At 65.0% G+C, this 18,347-nt stretch carries 15 protein-coding genes; 9 read left to right on the forward strand and 6 right to left on the reverse strand.

Features of this window, described 5'->3' with window-relative positions; all coding sequences use genetic code 11:
• The first annotated feature begins 15 nt into the window (after positions 1-15).
• From O9320_05995 to O9320_06010, 4 genes are read left to right on the forward strand one after another with little or no spacing between them, the layout of a single operon-like run.
• The gene (locus tag O9320_05995) at positions 16-945 is read left to right on the forward strand and encodes a 2-dehydropantoate 2-reductase (GenBank protein MCZ8310383.1); all 930 of its coding nucleotides are present in this window, start codon (positions 16-18) and stop codon (positions 943-945) included.
• Entirely contained in the window at positions 932-2,635 is a 1,704-nt protein-coding gene (locus tag O9320_06000; protein MCZ8310384.1) for an ABC transporter ATP-binding protein, read from the forward strand. Before O9320_05995 ends, O9320_06000 begins: the two co-directional genes overlap by 14 nt.
• Positions 2,632-3,399, forward strand: a complete 768-nt coding sequence (locus O9320_06005; GenBank protein MCZ8310385.1) for a hypothetical protein — start codon at positions 2,632-2,634, stop codon at positions 3,397-3,399. The genes O9320_06000 and O9320_06005 overlap by 4 nt, the downstream gene beginning before the upstream one ends.
• A gap of 56 nt (positions 3,400-3,455) precedes the next feature.
• On the forward strand, positions 3,456-3,923 hold the full coding sequence (locus O9320_06010; protein ID MCZ8310386.1) for a DNA starvation/stationary phase protection protein: 468 nt from the start codon (positions 3,456-3,458) through the stop codon (positions 3,921-3,923).
• Between the two features lie 10 nt (positions 3,924-3,933).
• Here O9320_06010 and pyk read toward each other — a convergent pair whose 3' ends face one another.
• Both pyk and O9320_06020 read right to left on the reverse strand, forming a co-directional pair.
• Positions 3,934-5,349: a pyruvate kinase gene (gene pyk, locus O9320_06015; GenBank protein MCZ8310387.1), complete on the reverse strand. Its 1,416-nt coding sequence runs from the start codon at positions 5,347-5,349 to the stop codon at positions 3,934-3,936.
• 42 nt (positions 5,350-5,391) lie between these two features.
• The gene (locus tag O9320_06020) at positions 5,392-6,639 is read right to left on the reverse strand and encodes a glycerate kinase (protein ID MCZ8310388.1); all 1,248 of its coding nucleotides are present in this window, start codon (positions 6,637-6,639) and stop codon (positions 5,392-5,394) included.
• Between the two features lie 57 nt (positions 6,640-6,696).
• On the opposite strand from O9320_06020, the gene O9320_06025 reads away from it, so the two are divergent.
• The 4 genes from O9320_06025 (at position 6,697) to O9320_06040 (ending at position 9,337) form a co-directional block, all read left to right on the forward strand.
• On the forward strand, positions 6,697-7,491 hold the full coding sequence (locus tag O9320_06025; protein MCZ8310389.1) for an N-formylglutamate amidohydrolase: 795 nt from the start codon (positions 6,697-6,699) through the stop codon (positions 7,489-7,491).
• Entirely contained in the window at positions 7,488-8,636 is a 1,149-nt protein-coding gene (locus O9320_06030) for a carboxylate-amine ligase (GenBank protein ID MCZ8310390.1), read from the forward strand. The genes O9320_06025 and O9320_06030 overlap by 4 nt, the downstream gene beginning before the upstream one ends.
• Before the next feature lie 52 nt (positions 8,637-8,688).
• On the forward strand, positions 8,689-8,994 hold the full coding sequence (locus tag O9320_06035; protein ID MCZ8310391.1) for a DUF1244 domain-containing protein: 306 nt from the start codon (positions 8,689-8,691) through the stop codon (positions 8,992-8,994).
• Between the two features lie 91 nt (positions 8,995-9,085).
• On the forward strand, positions 9,086-9,337 hold the full coding sequence (locus O9320_06040; GenBank protein MCZ8310392.1) for a DUF2312 domain-containing protein: 252 nt from the start codon (positions 9,086-9,088) through the stop codon (positions 9,335-9,337).
• A gap of 1 nt (position 9,338) precedes the next feature.
• Here the strand turns inward: O9320_06040 and O9320_06045 are convergent, their stop codons facing one another.
• From O9320_06045 to O9320_06055, 3 genes are all read right to left on the reverse strand, one after another.
• Complete coding sequence (locus O9320_06045; protein ID MCZ8310393.1) at positions 9,339-10,028, reverse strand: DUF429 domain-containing protein; 690 nt, start codon at positions 10,026-10,028, stop codon at positions 9,339-9,341.
• Positions 10,025-13,507, reverse strand: a complete 3,483-nt coding sequence (locus O9320_06050) for an indolepyruvate ferredoxin oxidoreductase family protein (GenBank protein ID MCZ8310394.1) — start codon at positions 13,505-13,507, stop codon at positions 10,025-10,027. Before O9320_06050 ends, O9320_06045 begins: the two co-directional genes overlap by 4 nt.
• A 207-nt stretch (positions 13,508-13,714) precedes the next feature.
• A complete protein-coding gene (locus O9320_06055) occupies positions 13,715-15,889 on the reverse strand; it encodes an anthranilate synthase component I (GenBank protein ID MCZ8310395.1) in 2,175 nt (724 codons plus the stop codon).
• Positions 15,890-16,162: 273 nt separating this feature from the next.
• Here O9320_06055 and O9320_06060 point away from each other — a divergent pair, with 273 nt between their 5' ends.
• Positions 16,163-17,137 carry an SDR family NAD(P)-dependent oxidoreductase gene (locus O9320_06060; GenBank protein MCZ8310396.1) on the forward strand — a complete coding sequence of 325 codons (975 nt, stop codon included), beginning with the start codon at positions 16,163-16,165 and terminating at the stop codon, positions 17,135-17,137.
• A gap of 19 nt (positions 17,138-17,156) precedes the next feature.
• Here O9320_06060 and O9320_06065 read toward each other — a convergent pair whose 3' ends face one another.
• Positions 17,157-18,320, reverse strand: coding sequence for an alpha/beta hydrolase (locus O9320_06065; protein ID MCZ8310397.1), 1,164 nt, complete (start codon positions 18,318-18,320; stop codon positions 17,157-17,159).
• Between the last annotated feature and the right edge of the window lie 27 nt (positions 18,321-18,347).

Consider the following 18,347-nt stretch of genomic DNA (forward strand, 5'->3'; position numbering starts at 1 on the left):
GGGGAGAGATAACGCGTGAAAATCGTATTCGTCGGGGCCGGCGGGGTTGGCGGCTATTTTGGTGCGCGCCTTGCCGCCGCCGGTGCCGACGTAGCGCTGATCGCGCGCGGGCCGCATCTTGCGGCCATTCGCGGCCAGGGCCTGGCGGTCGAATCCGCACTCGGCAATCTGCGCCAGAAAATCCGCGCCGAGGCCGATCCCGCCGCCATCGGCCCGGTCGATCTCGTGCTGCTGGCCGTCAAATTGTGGGACGTCGAAAGCACCATCGAGCATATCCGCCCCTTGATGGGGCCGACGACGCACGTGGTATCGCTGCAAAACGGCATCGATTCACCGAAGATGCTGGCGGCGGCCTTCGGGTCGGCGCAGGTCCTCGGCGGCGTTGCGCATATCGCAACGACGATCGCTGGGCCCGGCACCATTCGCCATACCGGCACGCTCGCGCGTCTCACGATCGGCGCCTTCGGCAATCCGCAGCACGAGAAAGCCGCCGCCTTCGTTGCGGCCGCAAAGGCTGCCGGCATCGACGCCGTGCTGAGCCCCGACATTGCGCGCGCGATCTGGGAGAAGTTCGTCTTCCTCTCGGCCTTCTCTGCGATCACGGCGGCCTCAAGGCTCGCCAAGGGCGTGTTGTGGCGCGATGCGGCCGCACGCGGTCTCTACGAAACCTTGGTGCGCGAAGCGGTCACCGTGGCGCGCGCCGAGAAGATCGACTTGGCACCCGACCAAGTCGAAAAAACCGTGGCGCAAGCAGCCGCCTTGCCGGACGGCATGAAGGCCTCGATGCTGCACGACCTCGAACGTGGCGCGAAACTCGAGCTGCCGTGGCTGTCGGGGGCGGTCGTGCGCATGGCAAACGCGCACGGGCTCGCCGCCCCGTCGCATGCCGCCATCGTCGGCCTGCTGCAGCCGTTCGCGCAAGGCACGCCGCATGTTCATTCGTGAAATCGACACGCTGCTGAAGAAGCACGATCCGCGCTGGCGGTTCGCTCTCTTTCTGATTTTTCTGATCGCCTGCGTGCAGTCCGTCGCCATCGTGGCGCGGCCCTTGCCGATCAACGCGCTGATCGACGGTGCCAAGCCGCAAAGCTGGTGGGGCGCCATCGAGGCCGCCCTTGTCGGCGACGGCAACCGCATCTGGTTCTACGTCATTGTGATCTTCGCGATCGAAGTCCTCGTCTTTTGCTTTTTCCTTTTGTCCGAGTATCGCACCTCGGCCCTGTCCGAGCGCATCATCCGCTCGATCCGCGGCTCGATAGCGCTCAACCTGCTGCGCGGCCCCTATGCGCGCCTGTCGAAGTTGGGGGCCGGCGGCGTGCTGGCCGCCGCTGCGGGCGATCTCGAAGCCGTGCAGCGCCTGCTGCGCGAAGCGCTCGTGCATGCCGGCGTGGCCGTGCTGCAGATTTCGCTGATGCTCGTCGTGATCTTTTTCGTGGAGAGCTGGCTCTTTTACATCTTGGTCGTCGAGATCGCGTTGCTGGCGGGCGGCATTGCGATCTACGCCAATTGGCGCAAGCAGCGCTATCTGACCAAAATGGGCCTCGACCAGGGCTATCTCGGCTATCTCGCCGCCCTCTACCAGAAGAATCTCGATCTGCGCTTCACCGGCCTCGGGGCCATCTATCTCGTGCGGCTTCTGTCGGGCGCGCGGCGCTTGATGCGCATCAATCTGCTGCTGTGGCGCCGCCATGCGCTCTATCACGGGCTCGTTGAGTTCGTGATCGGCATGTCGGCGGCCGTGTGCTTGGTGCTGCTGTTCGTGACGTCGGAAGGCGGGCCGCCGCCCATCGGCAAGTTCCTGATCTTCGCCTACTACACGATGCTGATCTTCCCGAATCTGAGCCGCATCGGCGAAGCTTGGCCGATGATCAACGACGCGCGGCTGGCTTTGAAGCGCATCTCGGCCTCGACCGACGGGCTCGACGCCGTCCTCGCCGACAAGGCGCAGCGCCCGGCCGCCTCGTTCGGCGAGATCCGCTTCGAAGAAGTCGGGCTCGTGTCCGAGCGCGGCGAAACACTGCTGCATCCTTTTTCGTTTTCGATCCGGGCGGGCGACAAGATCGGTCTGTTCGGCGACTCAGGGGCGGGCAAAACCACGCTGATCTTCATGCTGCTCGGCATGCACCGACCGTCGTCGGGCCGCGTCACCGTCGACGGGCGCGACGTGACGTCGCTGAGCCTCACCGACCGCAAGCGGCTGTTCTTCTTCGCGCGTGCTGCGACCGCGTTCGTGGCGGGCGACGTCGAAGACAACGTGGCCATCTTCCGCCACCTGTCGGAAGACCTTTGGCAGCAGACGCTTGAGCGCGTGCGCATGGACAAGCGCATCGAAGCCGAGCCCGAGCGGCGCAAAGCCTCCGTCGGCGACAAGGGCGAGCCGTTTTCGGGCGGCGAGCAGCAGCGCTTGGCGTTTGCGCGCGCATTGCTCACCGATTCGCCGTGCCTGATCCTCGACGAAACCTTGGCTTCGCTCGACGAAGACACCGAGATGTTCATGCTCGGCCGCCTGCTCGCCGATTTCCCGGAAAAGACCCTGATCTGCGTGTCGCACCGCAAGCAGGTCGCAACCTTGTTCGACCGCCGCATCGAAGTGAAGCGCGGCGGCTTCGTTCGCATGATTGAGGAGCCGAAATGACCGCCGCATTCGACGCAAAAGCCTGCGCCGCCGCTTTGTTTGAGGCCCGCAAGGCCGCCCGCAAGATCGATTGGCCGACGACCGGCCCGCAAACGCCGGCCGACGCCTATACGGTGCAAGCGGCCCTGGCCGAGCTTTCCGGCGGCGCCGTGCCGGGCTGGAAGGTCGGCAATCTCACGGCCGCGCAACAGGAAAAATCAAAGATTCCCAGCGTCACCACGGGCGCGTTGCTGGCGCCGTGGTTCGGGCCAAGCCCCGTGCGCTGGCGGCTTGCCGATTTCCTCGTTCCCAAGCTCGAATGCGAATTCGCGTTTTCGCTTGGGATGGATTTGCCGAAGCGCGAGCAGCCCTATTCGCGCGACGAGGTCGCGGCCGCCGTCGCCGCCTTGCATCCCGCGATCGAGATTTTCGACACGCGGCTTGCCGTATCCTCGCCGATCGGCGGGTTGGCCGATTGCATGGCAAGCGGCGGCTTCACTTACGGGCCCGGATTTGCCGATTGGAAAAAGCTCGATCTCGGCAAACACACGATGACGCTCGCCCTCGACGGTACGGAAGTGGCGAAGGGTAGCGGGGCCGAAATTCTCGGCGATCCGTTTGCAGCCCTCGTGCTGATGGCGAACAATCCGCCCTCGTGGAACGCCTTGCGCAAAGGCGCGATCGTGACGACGGGTTCGTGTATCGTGCCGTATCTGGCGTCCAAAACAGGCACTTACACGGCCGATTTTGGCGTGCTGGGCAAAGTCGAAATCGCAATGGTTTAGAGCTTCTTGACAGTATTTTAGAATTATTCTAATCTCCAAATCGAAGGAGAAGACCCATGAAAGTCGATATCGGCCTCAAAGAAAACGCGCGCAAGACCGCTGCCGAAGCCCTCGGCCGCGTGCTGGCGAGCAGCTACATGCTCTACGTGAAAACGCAGAGCTTCCACTGGAACGTCGAAGGGCCGTTCTTCGCACTCCTGCATGCGCAATTCGGTTCGCAGTACGAAGCCTTGGGCGACGCGATCGACGAAATCGCCGAACGCATCCGCGCCCTCGGGTTTGCCGCCCCCGGCAGCTTGACGCAGTTCAAGAAACTGTCGGCGGTCGAAGAGCAGACAGGCACGCCGAAGGCCGAGAAGATGATCGCCGAACTGTTGGCCGACCACGAGACCTTGGCCAAGCTCGCGCGCGAGACCAAAGACATCGTCGAGCGCGTCGGCGACGCGGAGTCGGGCGATCTCATGGTCGAACGCATGACCGAACACGGCAAAACCGCCTGGATGCTGCGCGCCCAGCTCGCCTGAGCTTTCGGGCTCAGCTGATCCAGGCGATACGCAGAATGTTGGTTGCCCCCGGCGTGCCGAATGGCACGCCGGCGGTGATCGCGATCGTGTCGCCGGGATCGGCGAAGCCTTCGGCCTTGGCGACCTCGCAGGCCTTTTCGACCATTTTCGTGAACGAGGCAAACTCGTCCGACACGTGCGTGTGCGTTCCCCAGCACAGCACGAGGCGGCGTGCCGTGCGCCGATTCTGCGTCAGGCACAGGATCGGCGCTTCCGGCCGCTCGCGTGCGGCGCGCAAAGCCGTCGAACCCGACGTGGTGAAGGTCACGATCGCCGCCGCCTTGATCGTGCGCGCGACTTGCGCTGCCGCCGCCGTGATCGCGTCCGACGCAGTCGCCTCGGGTGCCGAATGGTCGGCATCCATGATCGGGCGATACAAGGGATCGCGTTCGACGCGGCCGATGATGCGCTCCATCATCGACACCGCCTCGACAGGATGTTTGCCCGACGCAGTTTCGGCCGACAGCATCACGGCGTCGGCCCCGTCATAGACGGCCGTCGCGACGTCGGAGGCTTCGGCGCGCGTCGGTGTGGGCGCTTCGATCATCGATTCGAGCATCTGCGTTGCGACGATGACCGGGCGGCCGAGCCGGCGCGCGGTGCGCACGATGCGCTTCTGCAAGGCCGGCACGTCTTCGGGCGGCATTTCGACGCCGAGATCGCCGCGCGCCACCATCACCGCATCGGCCAATTCGACGATCTCCTCGAGCCGTTCGATGGCCGAGGGTTTTTCGAGCTTGGCGCACACGCCGGCCCGGCCTTGCACGAGCTTTTTGGCTTCCGCCATGTCGTCGGGCCGCTGCACGAACGAAAGTGCGATCCAATCCACGCCCATCTCGAGCGCGAAATCGAGATCGCGCCGGTCTTTTTCGGTAAGGGCGGAAATCGGCAGCACCGTGCCCGGCACGTTGACGCCCTTGCGGTCGGAGATGGTGCCGCCGACCAGCACCTTGCAAAGTGCGTGCGTCGGCGAGGTTTCGAGCGCTTCGAGGCGCAGCTTTCCGTCATCGACGAGCAAATGCTGGCCAGGGCTGAGGGCTGCGAAAATCTCGGGATGGCGCAAGGGGGCACGCGTCTCGTCGCCGGGCGTGGCGTCCATGTCGAAGCGGAACGTCGCCCCCGCCGTTAGTTTCGCCGAGCCTGCCTTGAACGTGCCGACGCGCAGCTTGGGCCCTTGCAGGTCGGCAAGGATCGCGATCGGGCGGCCGGTTTTGGCTTCGAGCGCGCGCAGCTGGTCGTAGCGCTTTTTGTGGTCCTCGTGCGCGCCGTGGCTGAAATTGAGCCGGAAAACATCGGCACCGGCTTTGAACAAGGCTTCGATCGTCGCACTGTCGCTTGTGGCAGGCCCAAGCGTGGCGACGATTTTGGTGGCGCAGATGCGGCGCATGCGGCGGTTCGCTCCGTGTCGGGCGGCCCTTTGCGACCGCGTTTATCGAATCACTATAGCGCGAAAATCGTTGACGTTGGTATGGGTGGGACCGGTCGTCACGAGATCGTCAAGTTTAACGAAAAATCCGTAGCCGTCATTGTCGGCAAGGCGCTCGGATGCCGACAAACCGAGTACCGCCGCGCGGACGAGCGTGTCGGGGGCGACGATGGCGCCGGCGTTTGCTTCGGTGCCGTCGATGCCGTCGGTATCGCCCGCAAGCGCCCACACGTCGGCAAGCCCATCGAGCGCCACGGCCAAGCCGAGGGCGAACTCCGCATTGCGCCCGCCGCGCCCCTGCCCGCGCACGGTAACCGTCGTCTCGCCGCCCGACAGCAGCACGCACGGGGCCGCGACAGGCCCGTGGCCCCCTTTGATGCGGCGCACGAGGTCGGCGTGTGCTGCCGCCACGTCGCGCGCTTCGCCTTCGAGATCGGGGCCGAGCGAATGCACGGCAAAGCCTGCCGCGCGCGCGATCTCGGCCGCACGGTCGAGCGACTGGATGGGTGCCGCAATCATGCGATAGGCCGCATGCGGCAGCGCCTTGGGCGTTTCGGCTGCGGGATCGTTGAGGCGTGCGGCGATTTCGGGTGCCGGCACGATGCCGTATTTCGCAAGGACGGCGCGCGCATCGCCAAGCGTCGTCGGGTCGGGCACAGTGGGGCCTGAGCCGATCGTCGAAGGATCGTCGCCGGGCACGTCCGAAATACCCAGCGTGAGCACGCGCGCAGGCGCGGCCGCGGCGGCAAGCCGGCCGCCCGAAATCGTCGACAGGTGTTTGCGCACCGTGTTGATCTCGACGATGTTGGCCCCCGATTTGAGCAGCGCCGACGTCAGCGCGCGGAACATCTCGAGCGCGATCGGCGGGGCCGGATTGCTGAGCACGGCCGAGCCGCCGCCGGACATCAACGCGAGCACCAAATCTTCGCGCCCGAGACCGCGCACAAGGTCCATCATGCGCGCCGCCGCCGCCATGCCGGCCGCATCGGGTACCGGGTGCGCGGCCTCGACGATCTCGATGCGCTTGCACGCGACGCCATGGCCGTAGCGCGTGACGACGAGCCCCTCGAGCTTGCCTTGCCAATTGTCTTCGACCGCGCGCGCCATCGCGGCCGACGCTTTGCCCGCCCCCACCACCACAAGGCGACCCTTGGGCGGCGGCGGCAGAAAGGCCGGAATGCGCAACGCCGGTTGGGCCGCCGCGATGGCGGCTTCGAACAACGACAAGAGAAGGCGGCGCGGGTCGGTCATATCTGCGACCGAGCCTAGCAGGTGCGCGCGGTTGGACGCTATACTCGGCCGCGAATCATGAATCTGTTGCCGCTTCTCGAAGCCGACGAGCTTCCCGTTTTTTTCGCGCGCCCGGCCGAGCGGCCGACGCCGTTGGTTCTGCTGTGCGACCATGCCGGGCGCGACGTGCCGCGGGCCCTTGGCGACATGGGGGTGCCGCGCGCCGACTGGGATCGCCATATTGCGTGGGACATCGGCGCTCTGGCCGTCGCCCAGCATTTGGCCAAGCGCTTCGGCTGCGCTTTGATCGAGAGCCGCTATTCGCGCCTGGTGCTCGACTGCAACCGCCGCACCGACGATCCGGGCCTGTGCCCGGCGGTCGCGGACGGCACGGATATTCCGGCCAACCAGGATTTAACGCCGGCCGCCCGCGCGCGCCGCGTGGCCGAATTGCACGCGCCCTACCACGACGCGATCCGCAGCGTGCTTGCGAATATGCGCGCGAGCGGCCACGTGCCGGTCGTCGTGTCGATGCATTCCTGCACGCCGGTGTTCAAGGGCTTTGCGCGGCCCTGGCATATTGGCGTGCTGTGGCGCTCGGACCCGCGCTTGCCCGTCCCCCTGATGGCGGCGTTGCGTAGCCGCGGCGACATCGAAGTCGGCGACAACCAGCCCTACGATGCGCGCGACGGCCACGGCTTCACGATGCGCGAACATTGCGAAGAAACCGGCTATCCGCACGCGCTGATCGAGATCCGCCAGGACCTCATCGACACGCAGGCGGGTACCGCCAAATGGGCCGCGATCTTCGGCGACGCGCTCGAGCCCCTGCTGGCGCGCAAAGAGCTGCGCCGCGTCGAGGTCTATGCGTGAGCGAGCCCGCTTTCACGCTGGGCCTCGAGGAAGAGTACCTGCTGGTCGACAAGCGCACGCGCGATCTTGCGCGCGATCCGCCTGCCGACCTTGTGGCGCGCTGCGAAGCCGCCCTTGCAGCCCAAGGCCAGGCAGGCCAAGTCAGTCCCGAATTTCTGCGCGCCCAGCTTGAAGTGCAGACCGGCGTGTGCCGCACGGCCGGCCAGTTGCGCGCCGAACTCGTGAAACTGCGGCGCGCGATCGTCGCCGTCACGGGCGAGGCAGGGCTTGCCCCCATCGCGGCTTCGACGCATCCATTCGCCGAATGGCGCGGCGTCGAGGCGACCGACAAGGATCGCTATCGCGCCCTCGAGCGCGATCTGCAGGGTGTCGGTCGTCGCCTCGTGATTTGCGGGCTGCATGTGCATGTCGGCATCGACGACGACGAGCTGCGCGTCGATCTCATGAACCAGATCGGCTATTTCCTGCCGCATCTGCTGGCGCTGTCCACGTCGTCGCCGTTCTGGCGCGGCGAGGATACGGGCCTCGCAAGCTACCGCGTTGCGATCTTCAACGAACTGCCGCGCACGGGCCTGCCCGACCATTTCGAAAGCTACGGCGAATATCGCCGCCAGCTCGAAAGGCTGGTGGCGGCCGGCCTCATCGACGATGCCTCGAAACTCTGGTGGGATGTGCGTCTCTCCGCGCGCTTTCCCACGCTCGAGATGCGCATCACCGACATGTGCCCCTATCTCGACGACGCGGTCGCGATTGCCGCTCTCTACCAGTGCCTGTTGTCGATGCTGTGGCGCCTCAAACGCCAGAACCAGCGCTGGCGCATCTATCCGCACATGCTGGTGCGCGAAAATCGCTGGCGCGCGCAGCGCTACGGCTTCGATGCGGGCCTCGTCGATTTCGGCAAGGACCGCATCGTCGATTTTGCGGGCCTGCTCGAAGAACTTTTCGAACTTATCGCCCCCGACGCCGCAAGGCTCGACTGCACGGCCGAAATCGCGAACGCGCGCACGATCCTCACGCGCGGTACTTCCGCCCATCGCCAGCGCCAGGCTTACGCGCTCGCATTGGCCGACGGTGCGGACCGGCACGAAGCGCTGGTCGCCGTGGTGGACGGGCTGATCGCCGAAACCGCGTCCGGTTTGTCGTAAGGGCGCGACCGCCCTATATTGCGGCCACACACCCCCGCGCTGGAGACACGCCATGGCCGCCGATCTCGATCCCAAGACCCGCACCGAGCTTGAAGCCGCCGCGTTTCGGCGTCTTGTGCAGCATCTGCAGGAACGCACCGACGTGCAGAATATCGACCTTATGAATTTGGCCGGTTTCTGCCGCAACTGCCTGTCCAAATGGTATCTGGCCGAAGCCCAGACGCGCGACGTGGCGCTCACCGACCCACAAGCGCGCGAAATCGTCTACGGCATGCCGTACGACGAATGGAAGGCCAAGCACCAAGCCCCGGCGGACGCCGCCAAACAGGCCAAATTCGCCGAGACACACAAGCACTAACGCTATCCACAGGCTGGGGAAGAAAAGTCCCTAGCGGGGACCCGCGCGAATCGGTAGCTTCGCGCGCTTCATTGCATATTGGAGACAGCAGATGGCGGACGGCGGCGAAGTAGGCGGCATTGCAGCGGCGAAACTCAAGCAGTTCGTCGAAAAGATCGAGCGACTCGAAGCCGAGAAAACCGACCTCGCCACCGATATCCGCGAAGTCTACGCCGAAGCCAAGGGCAACGGCTTCGACACGAAGATCATGCGCCAGGTCATCAAGCTGCGCAAAATGGAAGAGCCCGACCGCAAGGAACAGGACGAGCTGCTCGACCTCTACCGCGCCGCGCTGGAAATCTGAGCTAGCGCCAGACCGCCATTTCGATTCCAAAGCGGTCTTTGGACGGCACGGGCGGGAAGCTCTCGCCCTTACCGGCCGCGACGCGCAACGCGGCCACGCACACACAAGCCGCATCGATCACATCGTCGACCGCGACTTGCGCGCGCGGAAAGCGATCGAGCCATTTTTCGACGACGCCGAAACCAGCTTTGGCGAGTACTTCAAGCCGCGCTTGACGGCCCTCTGCGGAGCGCTTGGGCGCCAAGATGGGTGCCCCTGCCAGCCGCGCAAATCCCAATTCCGGATGCGCTTCGACGATACGGCACGGCGGCTGCCCGCGCAGCACCGCATCGAGCTCGCGCATTTTCGGGAACAGGTTGAAAGATTGTTTGGAAAGCCCGATCCCGTGCGCCTTGCGATTGGCATCGAGGGCCGCGCGATAGTCGGCTGCATCGAGGGCCGCACGGCACGGGGCCGAGAACACGCTCGAGCCTTTGCCCGGCAAAGCCGCACGCGCGGCGCGCTCGCAATCGCGCCCGCCGGGCAAAGCTTCGTCCGCAAAACCCATCGGCATATCGACTGCGATCAAAGCGGGCTTCGCGTCGAATAGTTCCTCGAAGCGGCGCACGAAGCGCACGCTCTTTGTGCGCCCCTCGGCCCCGACCGCGACCCATCCGCCGCGACAGCCATCGACGCCGTAGACGAGGCTCACTCCGCCGCCTGGGCCGTTGCGGCGGGGTTGCGGAAGTTTGCCAGCAGCATCGCTTCGTGCGCTTTGGCGCGGGTAAAATGGGCTTGTTTCACGTGGCCGTAGCCGCGGATTTCTTCGGGGATCGAGGCGAGACCCACCGCCGCCGCATGGTTGGCGGGCGTGAGGTTCGCAGCGATTTCGTCGAGTAGATTTTCGTAGTCGGCGATGAGGCGGCGTTCCGTGCGGCGCTCTTCCGTGCGCCCGAAAATGTCGAACGACGTGCCGCGTAGGAACTTGAACTTCGCGAGCACGCCGAATGCCGACAGCATCCACGGGCCGAAGGTGCGCTTCTTGGCGTGGCCCGTATTGGCGTCGATCTCGGCGATCATCGGCGGGGCGAGATTGAATTCGATTCGGTAAGCGCCTTCGAATTGGCGCGCCAAGGCCGCACGGAATTTTCCGTCGCTGTAGAGGCGGGCCACTTCGTATTCGTCTTTGTAGGCGAGCAGCTTTGCGTAGTAGCGCGCGACCGCGAGCGCCAAACCGATCTGGCCCGGCGTCTTGGTGCGCTCGGCCGCGTCGATCGCGGCAACGCGCGCGGCGTAGCGCTCGGCAAGGCTCGCATCCTGATAGCCCGTGAGATGGGCCACGCGGGCGGCCACGATATCTTCGAGCGTCGTGGCGATTTTGGCTTCGACCGGCATGGTGGGGGCGGCGGCTTCTTTGACGCGCGCGATGTCCACGGCCGCCAAACGGCCCCATTGGAAGGCGCGCTTGTTGGCTTCGATCGCGACTTCGTTGAGTTCGATCGCGCGCATCAGCGCTTCGAGCCCGACGGGGACAAGGCCCTTCTGCCAGGCAAAGCCCAGCATGAACGGGTTCGTCGCGATCGAATCGCCCATCAGCGCCGTGGCGAGTTTCGTGGCGTCCACCACGTCCATCGCACCCTGGCCCAACGCATGCGCGATCGTGTCCTGCATTTCCTTGTTCGGGAACGCAAGATCGGGATTGCGCGTGAAATCGCCTGTGGGTGCTTCGTAGCTGTTGATGACGGCACGGCTCATGCCGATGCGCATCTTGTCGAGCGTTTCGGCGCCGGCGGCCACGACCACGTCGCAACCGAGCAGCAGATTGGCTTCGCCTGCGGCAATGCGCACGGCGTGCAGATCGTCGGGCGAGCCCGCAATGCGGATGTGGCTCACGACCGCGCCGCCTTTCTGCGCCAAGCCCGCCATGTCGAGGATCGACACGCCCTTGCCTTCGAGATGGGCTGCCATGCCGACCAAGGCGCCGACCGTGACCACGCCCGTACCCCCGATGCCCGTGACCAGAATGCCGTAGGGCTTGTCGAGCGACGGCAGTTCGGGGGCGGGCAGCAGCGCGAACGGATCGGCCGCCCCGCTTGCGGCTTTGCTCTTGGCCTTGCGCACGCGCCCGCCGAGCACGTTCACGAAAGACGGGCAGAAACCCTTGGCGCAGGAAAAATCCTTGTTGCAGCTCGATTGGTCGATGGCGCGCTTGCGCCCGAATTCGGTTTCGACAGGGACGACCGACAGGCAGTTCGATTTGACCGAGCAGTCGCCGCAGCCTTCGCACACTGCATCGTTGATGAAGATGCGCTTGGCGGGATCGGGATAGGTCCCGCGCTTGCGCCGGCGGCGCTTCTCGGCCGCACAGGTCTGGTCGTGGATCAGGATCGTCACACCGCTCGTGTCGCGCAATTCGCGCTGTACTTCATCGAGATCGTCGCGATCGCGAATCTCGACACCGGGGGCAAACGACGCGGCCCCGTATTTCTCCGTGTCGTCAGTCGTGATCACGATGCGCGCAACGCCTTCGGCATGCAGCTGCTTGGTGATCTGCGGCACGGTCAACGGCCCGTCATGCGGCTGGCCGCCGGTCATCGCGACGGCGTCGTTGAACAAGAGCTTGTAGGTGATGTTGGCTTTGGCCGCGACCGCCGCCCGGATCGCGAGCGAGCCCGAATGGTAGTAAGTCCCATCGCCGAGATTCTGGAAAATATGTTTGGTCGTCGTGAACGGCGCTTGGCCGATCCACGGCGTGCCTTCGGCCCCCATCTGCGTAAACGTCGTGGTCTCGCGGTCCATCCACAGCGCCATGAAATGGCAGCCGATCCCTGCAGCTGCACGACTGCCCTCGGGCACTTTCGTAGACGTGTTGTGCGGGCAGCCCGAGCAGAAATAGGGGATGCGCTTGAAGCTATGGCCTTCGGGGGCCGCTTCCTTGGCTTCGATCAGCGCCACGCGTGCTGCCATACGCTCGGACCAGTAGAACGGCTTCAGGCGTTTGGCGATGACCTTGGCGATTTGGGCCGGATTGAGTTCGTAGGACGAGGGCAGGATCCATTCGCCCTTCTCGTCGAACTTGCCGATCACGCGCGGGCGCACGTCGGCGCGCCAATTATAGAGCTGCTCTTTGATTTGGTTTTCGATGAGGGCGCGCTTCTCCTCGACGACGAGCACCTCTTCGAGGCCCTCGGCGAAGGCGCGCGCGCCTTCGCGCTCGAGCGGCCACGGCATCGCGACTTTGTAGACGCGCAAGCCGATGCGCGCGGCCAAAGCATCGTCAATGCCGAGATCTTCGAGCGCTTGGCGCACATCGAGATAGCTCTTGCCCGTCGTCACGATGCCGAAGCGAGGGTTCGGGCTGTCGATGACGATCTTGTCGAGCTTGTTGGCGCGCGCGAACGCAAGCGCTGCGTAGACCTTATATTTCTGCAGCCGGTATTCCTGGTCGAGCCACGGATCGGGCCAGCGAATATGCACGCCCCCTTCGGGCATCTGGAAATCGGTCGGCTGCACGATCTTGATGCGGTGCGGATCGACCGACACCGAGGCTGTGCTGTCGACCGTTTCGCCCGTGCATTTGAACGCGACCCAGCAGCCCGAATAGCGGCTCATCGCCCAGCCATAGAGGCCCATGTCGAGAAATTCCTGCACGCTCGACGGGTTCAGGATCGGGATCATGGCCGAGACGAATTCGTGCTCGGACTGGTGCGGCAAGGTCGAGGATTTGGCAGCATGGTCGTCGCCCGCCAGCACCAGCACGCCGCCATGCGGCGAGGTGCCGGCCGCATTGGCGTGCTTGAACACGTCGCCGCAACGGTCGACGCCGGGGCCCTTGCCGTACCACATGCCGAACACGCCGTCGTATTTGGCGCCCTCGTACATATTCACTTGCTGCGTGCCCCACACGGCGGTGGCGGCGAGGTCTTCGTTCACGCCCGGCGTGAAATGGATGTGATGGTCTTTGAGATGGCGCTTGGCCTTCCACAAGGCCTGGTCGAGACCGCCGAGCGGCGAACCGCGATAGCCCGTGACGAACCCGGCCGTGTCGAGGCCGGCGGCCAGATCGCGTTCGCGCTGCATCAGCGTGAGGCGCACGAGCGCTTGCGTGCCGGTCAGGAACACGCGGCCCGAATGCGCCGTGTATTTGTCGTCGAGGGCGAGATCGAGCAGCTTGCCGGCGGCTGGGGTCATGATTTGCGTTTCCCGTCCCTGATTGCCGTTTGCATTGGTCGCGCGTCGGTCTTGGAAAACCGTACAGCGAAGTGCGGGTCCGCTCAATCGCCGCCGCAGCTTGCCGCAAAGAACGCAATCTCCAGCTTGGGTTCGTTCGATTTGCTTTCGCGTTGTTGCGCGATCCCGGCAGGTTCGCGCAACGACGTTTCGTCAGGCGGCCTGCGTTTACTTCTTTGCCACAAGGTCTGCGAGTACGTTTTCGATCAGGATTCGCCCGATCTCGCCGCGCCCGGCCCAGCCCATCGACAGAATCGATTCGGGATGGAACTGCACGGCGGCGATCGGCAGCGTCTTGTGCTGCACGGCCATCACGATGCCGGCCTCGGTCTTGGCCGTGATGTCGAAGGCTTCATGCGGGAAGGTCGCCATATCGGCGTAGAGCGAATGGTAGGCGCCGACAGCGCACGGGCTGGGCAAATCCGCGAACAGGCCCTTTGCATCGTGCAGCACGTTCCAGCGCTTGCCGTGGCGCGGCTCGGGCAACACGGACAGCGTGCCGCCGAACGCCTCGACGGTCCCTTGCAGGCCCAAACACACGCCGAATTGAGCCACGCCCGCTTGCGCCAGCGCCTTTACCAAAGCGGGCACGCCGAATTGCTGCGGCGTGCCCGGGCCCGGCGAATGCACAACGAGATCAGGGGCAAGCGCCAGGATCTGGGCGGCCGAGAGCCCATGGCGATAGGTTGAAACCGTCGCCCCCGTTTGGCGGAAGTAGTCGGCGAGCGTGTGGACGAAACTGTCTTCGTTGTCGATCAGCACGATCTTGCGCCCTGCCCGCGGCCCCGGCACTTGCGCCGTGTCTGCCGTCGCGGCGGCGGGCGGGGCCAGCACGCGGAACAATGCATTGGCCTTCAGATACGTCTCTTCGTTTTCCTCCGGGCCCGTCGAATCCCAGATCAACGTCGCACCCACGCGATAGCGCGCCATCTGGCGCTTTTTCATGTCGTCTTCGAGATGCACGGTGCGGATCGTAATGCCGGTATTGACGTCGCCATTGAGCAGCAAGGCGCCGACGGCTCCGCCATACCAGCCGCGCGGGGCCGTCTCCATCGCTTCGACGATTTCGACGGCCCATTTTTTCGGCGCACCCGTGAGTGTGACGGCCCACATATGGCTGATGAACGCATCGAGGCCCGTCACGTCGGCGCGCAGGCGGCCTTCGACATGGTCGACCGTGTGGAAGAGGCCCGCATAGGTTTCGATCTGGCGGCGGCCCAGGAGCTTGACCGAGCCCGGCTCGCAGATGCGCGATTTGTCGTTGCGGTCGACGTCGGTGCACATGGTGAGCTCGACTTCGTCCTTCTCCGAATCGATCAGCGCTTTGAGCCGCTCGGCATCTTCCATGGCGTTGCGCCCGCGCCTTGCCGTGCCCGAAATCGGGCAGGATTCGACGCGCGTACCCTCGACGCGCACGAACATTTCGGGGCTCGTGCCCACGAGCCGGTCCGGCCCGAGCTGCAGATAGAATTCGAACGGCGACGGGTTCACCTTCTTGAGTTTGGCGAACAGGCCCGACGGTGCGCCGGGGTACAAAGCATCGAACCTTCGCGACAGCACGACCTCGAAAATGTCGCCCACGCGCATGCGCTCGCGCGCCGCATCGACCATCGCCCCGTATTGTTCGGCCGAAAGGTCGCTGGTGATTTCGGGCTTTTCGGTGGGTTCGACATAGCGGCGCTTCGGCACGGGTGCGTAGCAGCTGCGCGCCGCCCCTACCGTGGTGCGTTCGCCCCGCGAAAATTCGTAGTCGTAGCGGAACGCCGTCTCTTTGCGGCGATCGACGATGTACATGCGATCGGGCAAAAACAGATGCAGCTCGCGCGCATCTTGGCCCCGCGCATGGTTGAGGGCGATCGGCTCGAACTGGAACAGAAGATCGTAGCCGAAGGCGCCGTAGAGCCCGAGGAACGCGTCGCCGATGCCGGCAAACTCGGCCACAATACGCCGCAGCGGCGAGAACAGCGACGGCTGCAGGCTGCGCTGCTCTTCCGGGAACGGTCCCAAGGCGGGCGCGATCTCGAGCACGCGTGAGCGCGCCGATTTCTCGACGCAGGCAAATTCGGCCAAGATCGGGTCGAACAGATCGAGCAGGATTTCGCCGCGCGCATTCAGCGCCCGCAAAGTCAAACGACGCCCGTTGCCGACCAGTTCGAGCGGCGGATCGATGAAGCCGAATTCCCAGCGCGAATAGCGCCCCGGATAATCCACGCCCGACGAGAACAGCCCGCCGCGCGTGCGGTCGAGCTTTTCGGCGAAACCATCGAGGGCGGTTGCGTAGTCGAGCGGGCGCTTCACGCGCGCGACGACGAGGCCGGTTTTGGAGGCGAATTCGGTGCGCATGGCATCCTCACCAAGAATGGGCTGCGGCCCCAGCTTGGTGCCAAGGCGGCGAAACGGTCGGTCGATTACGGGAATCGGAAAGGGGAAATGGGTTGGCTGGCGCTTAGCGCCACCAAGCCTGCCAACGGACGATGCGAACCGCGACGCTTTCCATAATCGGAACGCTAACAGGCAAGCTGGGGCGGAGTCCAGAACTTCAGGGGTCGGCAACTTGGCCCCACCCCAACTTGGCGCGTGATTTTGCCGGCCAAGGCGGCTAAAACGCCGTCCATCATGAGCGTTCTTGTCACCGGGGCTGCCGGATTCATCGGATTTTCCGTCGCGCGCGCGTTGTTGGCACGCGGCGAAAGCGTCGTCGGCTTCGACAATTTCGATCCGTACTACGACGTGGCGCTCAAAGAAGCGCGCGCCGCCGAGCTTGCCAAACATGCGGGCTTCCGCATGGTGCGCGCCGACATTGCGAGCGACGGCGCTTTTGCGGCAGCGCTCGCCGACAAGGCGATCGACCGCGTGGTGCATCTGGCCGCCCAAGCGGGCGTGCGCTATTCGATCACGAACCCCGAGGTCTATATCCGCACGAACATCGTCGGCCATTTCAACGTCGTCGAAGCGTGCCGGCGGCGCGGCGACATCAAGCATCTCGTCTACGCCTCGTCCTCGTCGGTCTATGGCGGCAACACGAAATTGCCCTTCGACGTCGCCGACAAGATCGACCGGCCGGTCTCGCTCTATGCCGCGACCAAGGCCGCCAACGAACTCGTCGGCCATTGCTACAGCCATCTCTATGCGTTGCCGGCCACGGGCTTGCGCTTCTTCACGGTCTACGGGCCGTGGGGCCGGCCCGACATGGCGCTGTGGATCTTCACCAAGGCGATCCTCGCGGGCCAGCCCATTCCGGTCTTCAACAACGGCCAGATGCGCCGCGACTTCACCTATATCGACGACATCGTGGCGGGTGTGATCGCCGCCCTCGACCATGTGCCGCCCGCAGGGGCGAGCGCCCCGCACCGCGTCTACAATCTCGGCAACCACAAATCCGAGCCGCTGCTGCGCTTCGTCGAGCTCATCGAGCGCGCGACGAACCACAAAGCCATTCTCGATCTGCAGCCCTTGCAGGCGGGCGACGTGCCGGAGAGCTTCGCCGACATCGAAGCCTCGACGCGCGATTTGGGATTCGCCCCGCGCACGGCGATCGACGTCGGCGTGCCGAATTTCGTCTCCTGGTTCCGCAGCTACCACGGCATCTGAGGCAGCCGCAGGCGCGCGTTTACGACCCCGGTTCGCGCGGCGCGTAGCTGCGCAGCAACAGAGCACCCGTACCGCCTTTGCCGTCGGCCCAGCGCAAAATCGTTTGCCGCGTGCGCTGCTCGTGCTCGAGCGTGACTTTCTGGTGCGGCAATTCCGCGACGACATTGCGCCCATCGAGACGCGCCTGCACGCGAAAGGTTTTGTCGAGCTTGTTCGAGCCGCGCGCGCTCATCAGATACACAAGCTCGTAGCCGTCCGCCGCTTTTTCAAGGGCGATGGCGGCGAGGTTGGGCCCGCTCCAAGCCCCCACCCAAACGCCCTCGTAGAATTTCCACCACTCGCCGGCCGGCAAGGCGGCCGGTTTCAGCGTTGCGGTCTCGGCCATCAAATCGGGTGCAGCGGCCAAACCGCCCTGCCCGCAAGCGGCGGCACCCGCCGCGCGCGTGCGCAGCGGATCGAGAAACGCCGCCAAACAGACGGCGTAGATTTGCGTCATGGCGCTGGAACTCGAACCGCCATGACCGACAAGGATCGTCGAAGCGTCGTCCAAGGGCAGAAACGGCACGTTGCGTTTGGCCAGGATTTCGCGGGCGCGACGTCCGCGCTCGGGGCTTGCCAAGGCAAATTCGTCGGAAAAGGGCAGAATGGCGGCCGCTCGTTCGAATTTTCCGTCGGCCAGGGACGCATAGAGATGGTCGGTGCCCGCCGTCTCGGCGGCGACGGTACCGACGAGCGTCGAGGATACGCCTGTCCCCGGCGAGGACGGCACGATCGCATACACCTCGACGCGACGCGCGGCTTCGAGCGCGATCGCACCGCCATAGCTTTGGCCCGCCAGGATCACGCGCGCATAGCCTTGCACCTTGGCACGCTGCACTTCTTCGACCGTGCGTGCGACATGGCGCAAACCGCCCGTGGTCCAGCCGCCGCCTTCCGACAGGCCGTCGCGCTTGATGCGGACGACGTCCCAGCCGGCGGCATGCAGCACGCGCACATAGGCGGGCGGCGGAGCGCGGGACTGGTCGTTGTTGCCCGAGAGTCCGTGGTTCCAGATGACGATGCCGCGGGCCGTTCCGGGCCCCTTGGGCGGCAGATCGTCGAAGCCTTGCACGACCTCGTACTGCGCAAAAGCCGGTGCCGCCGCGAGCAGCAATGCCGTCGCCAAACCCAGTATCCCCCGCATCGTTCTCCCCCGTATTCGAAGCCCCGC

This window comes from Magnetospirillum sp., assembly GCA_027532905.1.
Lineage (GTDB): Bacteria > Pseudomonadota > Alphaproteobacteria > CACIAM-22H2 > CACIAM-22H2 > Tagaea.

Coding starts and splice junctions, on each gene's coding strand:
- O9320_06000 (MCZ8310384.1), top strand. CDS start 932: ATGTTCATTCGTGAAATCGACACGCTGCTGAAGAAGCACGATCCGCGC.
- O9320_06005 (MCZ8310385.1), top strand. CDS start 2,632: ATGACCGCCGCATTCGACGCAAAAGCCTGCGCCGCCGCTTTGTTTGAG.
- O9320_06010 (MCZ8310386.1), top strand. CDS start 3,456: ATGAAAGTCGATATCGGCCTCAAAGAAAACGCGCGCAAGACCGCTGCC.
- pyk (MCZ8310387.1), bottom strand. CDS start 5,349: ATGCGCCGCATCTGCGCCACCAAAATCGTCGCCACGCTTGGGCCTGCC.
- O9320_06020 (MCZ8310388.1), bottom strand. CDS start 6,639: ATGACCGACCCGCGCCGCCTTCTCTTGTCGTTGTTCGAAGCCGCCATC.
- O9320_06025 (MCZ8310389.1), top strand. CDS start 6,697: ATGAATCTGTTGCCGCTTCTCGAAGCCGACGAGCTTCCCGTTTTTTTC.
- O9320_06035 (MCZ8310391.1), top strand. CDS start 8,689: ATGGCCGCCGATCTCGATCCCAAGACCCGCACCGAGCTTGAAGCCGCC.
- O9320_06040 (MCZ8310392.1), top strand. CDS start 9,086: ATGGCGGACGGCGGCGAAGTAGGCGGCATTGCAGCGGCGAAACTCAAG.
- O9320_06050 (MCZ8310394.1), bottom strand. CDS start 13,507: ATGACCCCAGCCGCCGGCAAGCTGCTCGATCTCGCCCTCGACGACAAA.
- O9320_06055 (MCZ8310395.1), bottom strand. CDS start 15,889: ATGCGCACCGAATTCGCCTCCAAAACCGGCCTCGTCGTCGCGCGCGTG.
- O9320_06060 (MCZ8310396.1), top strand. CDS start 16,163: ATGAGCGTTCTTGTCACCGGGGCTGCCGGATTCATCGGATTTTCCGTC.
- O9320_06065 (MCZ8310397.1), bottom strand. CDS start 18,320: ATGCGGGGGATACTGGGTTTGGCGACGGCATTGCTGCTCGCGGCGGCA.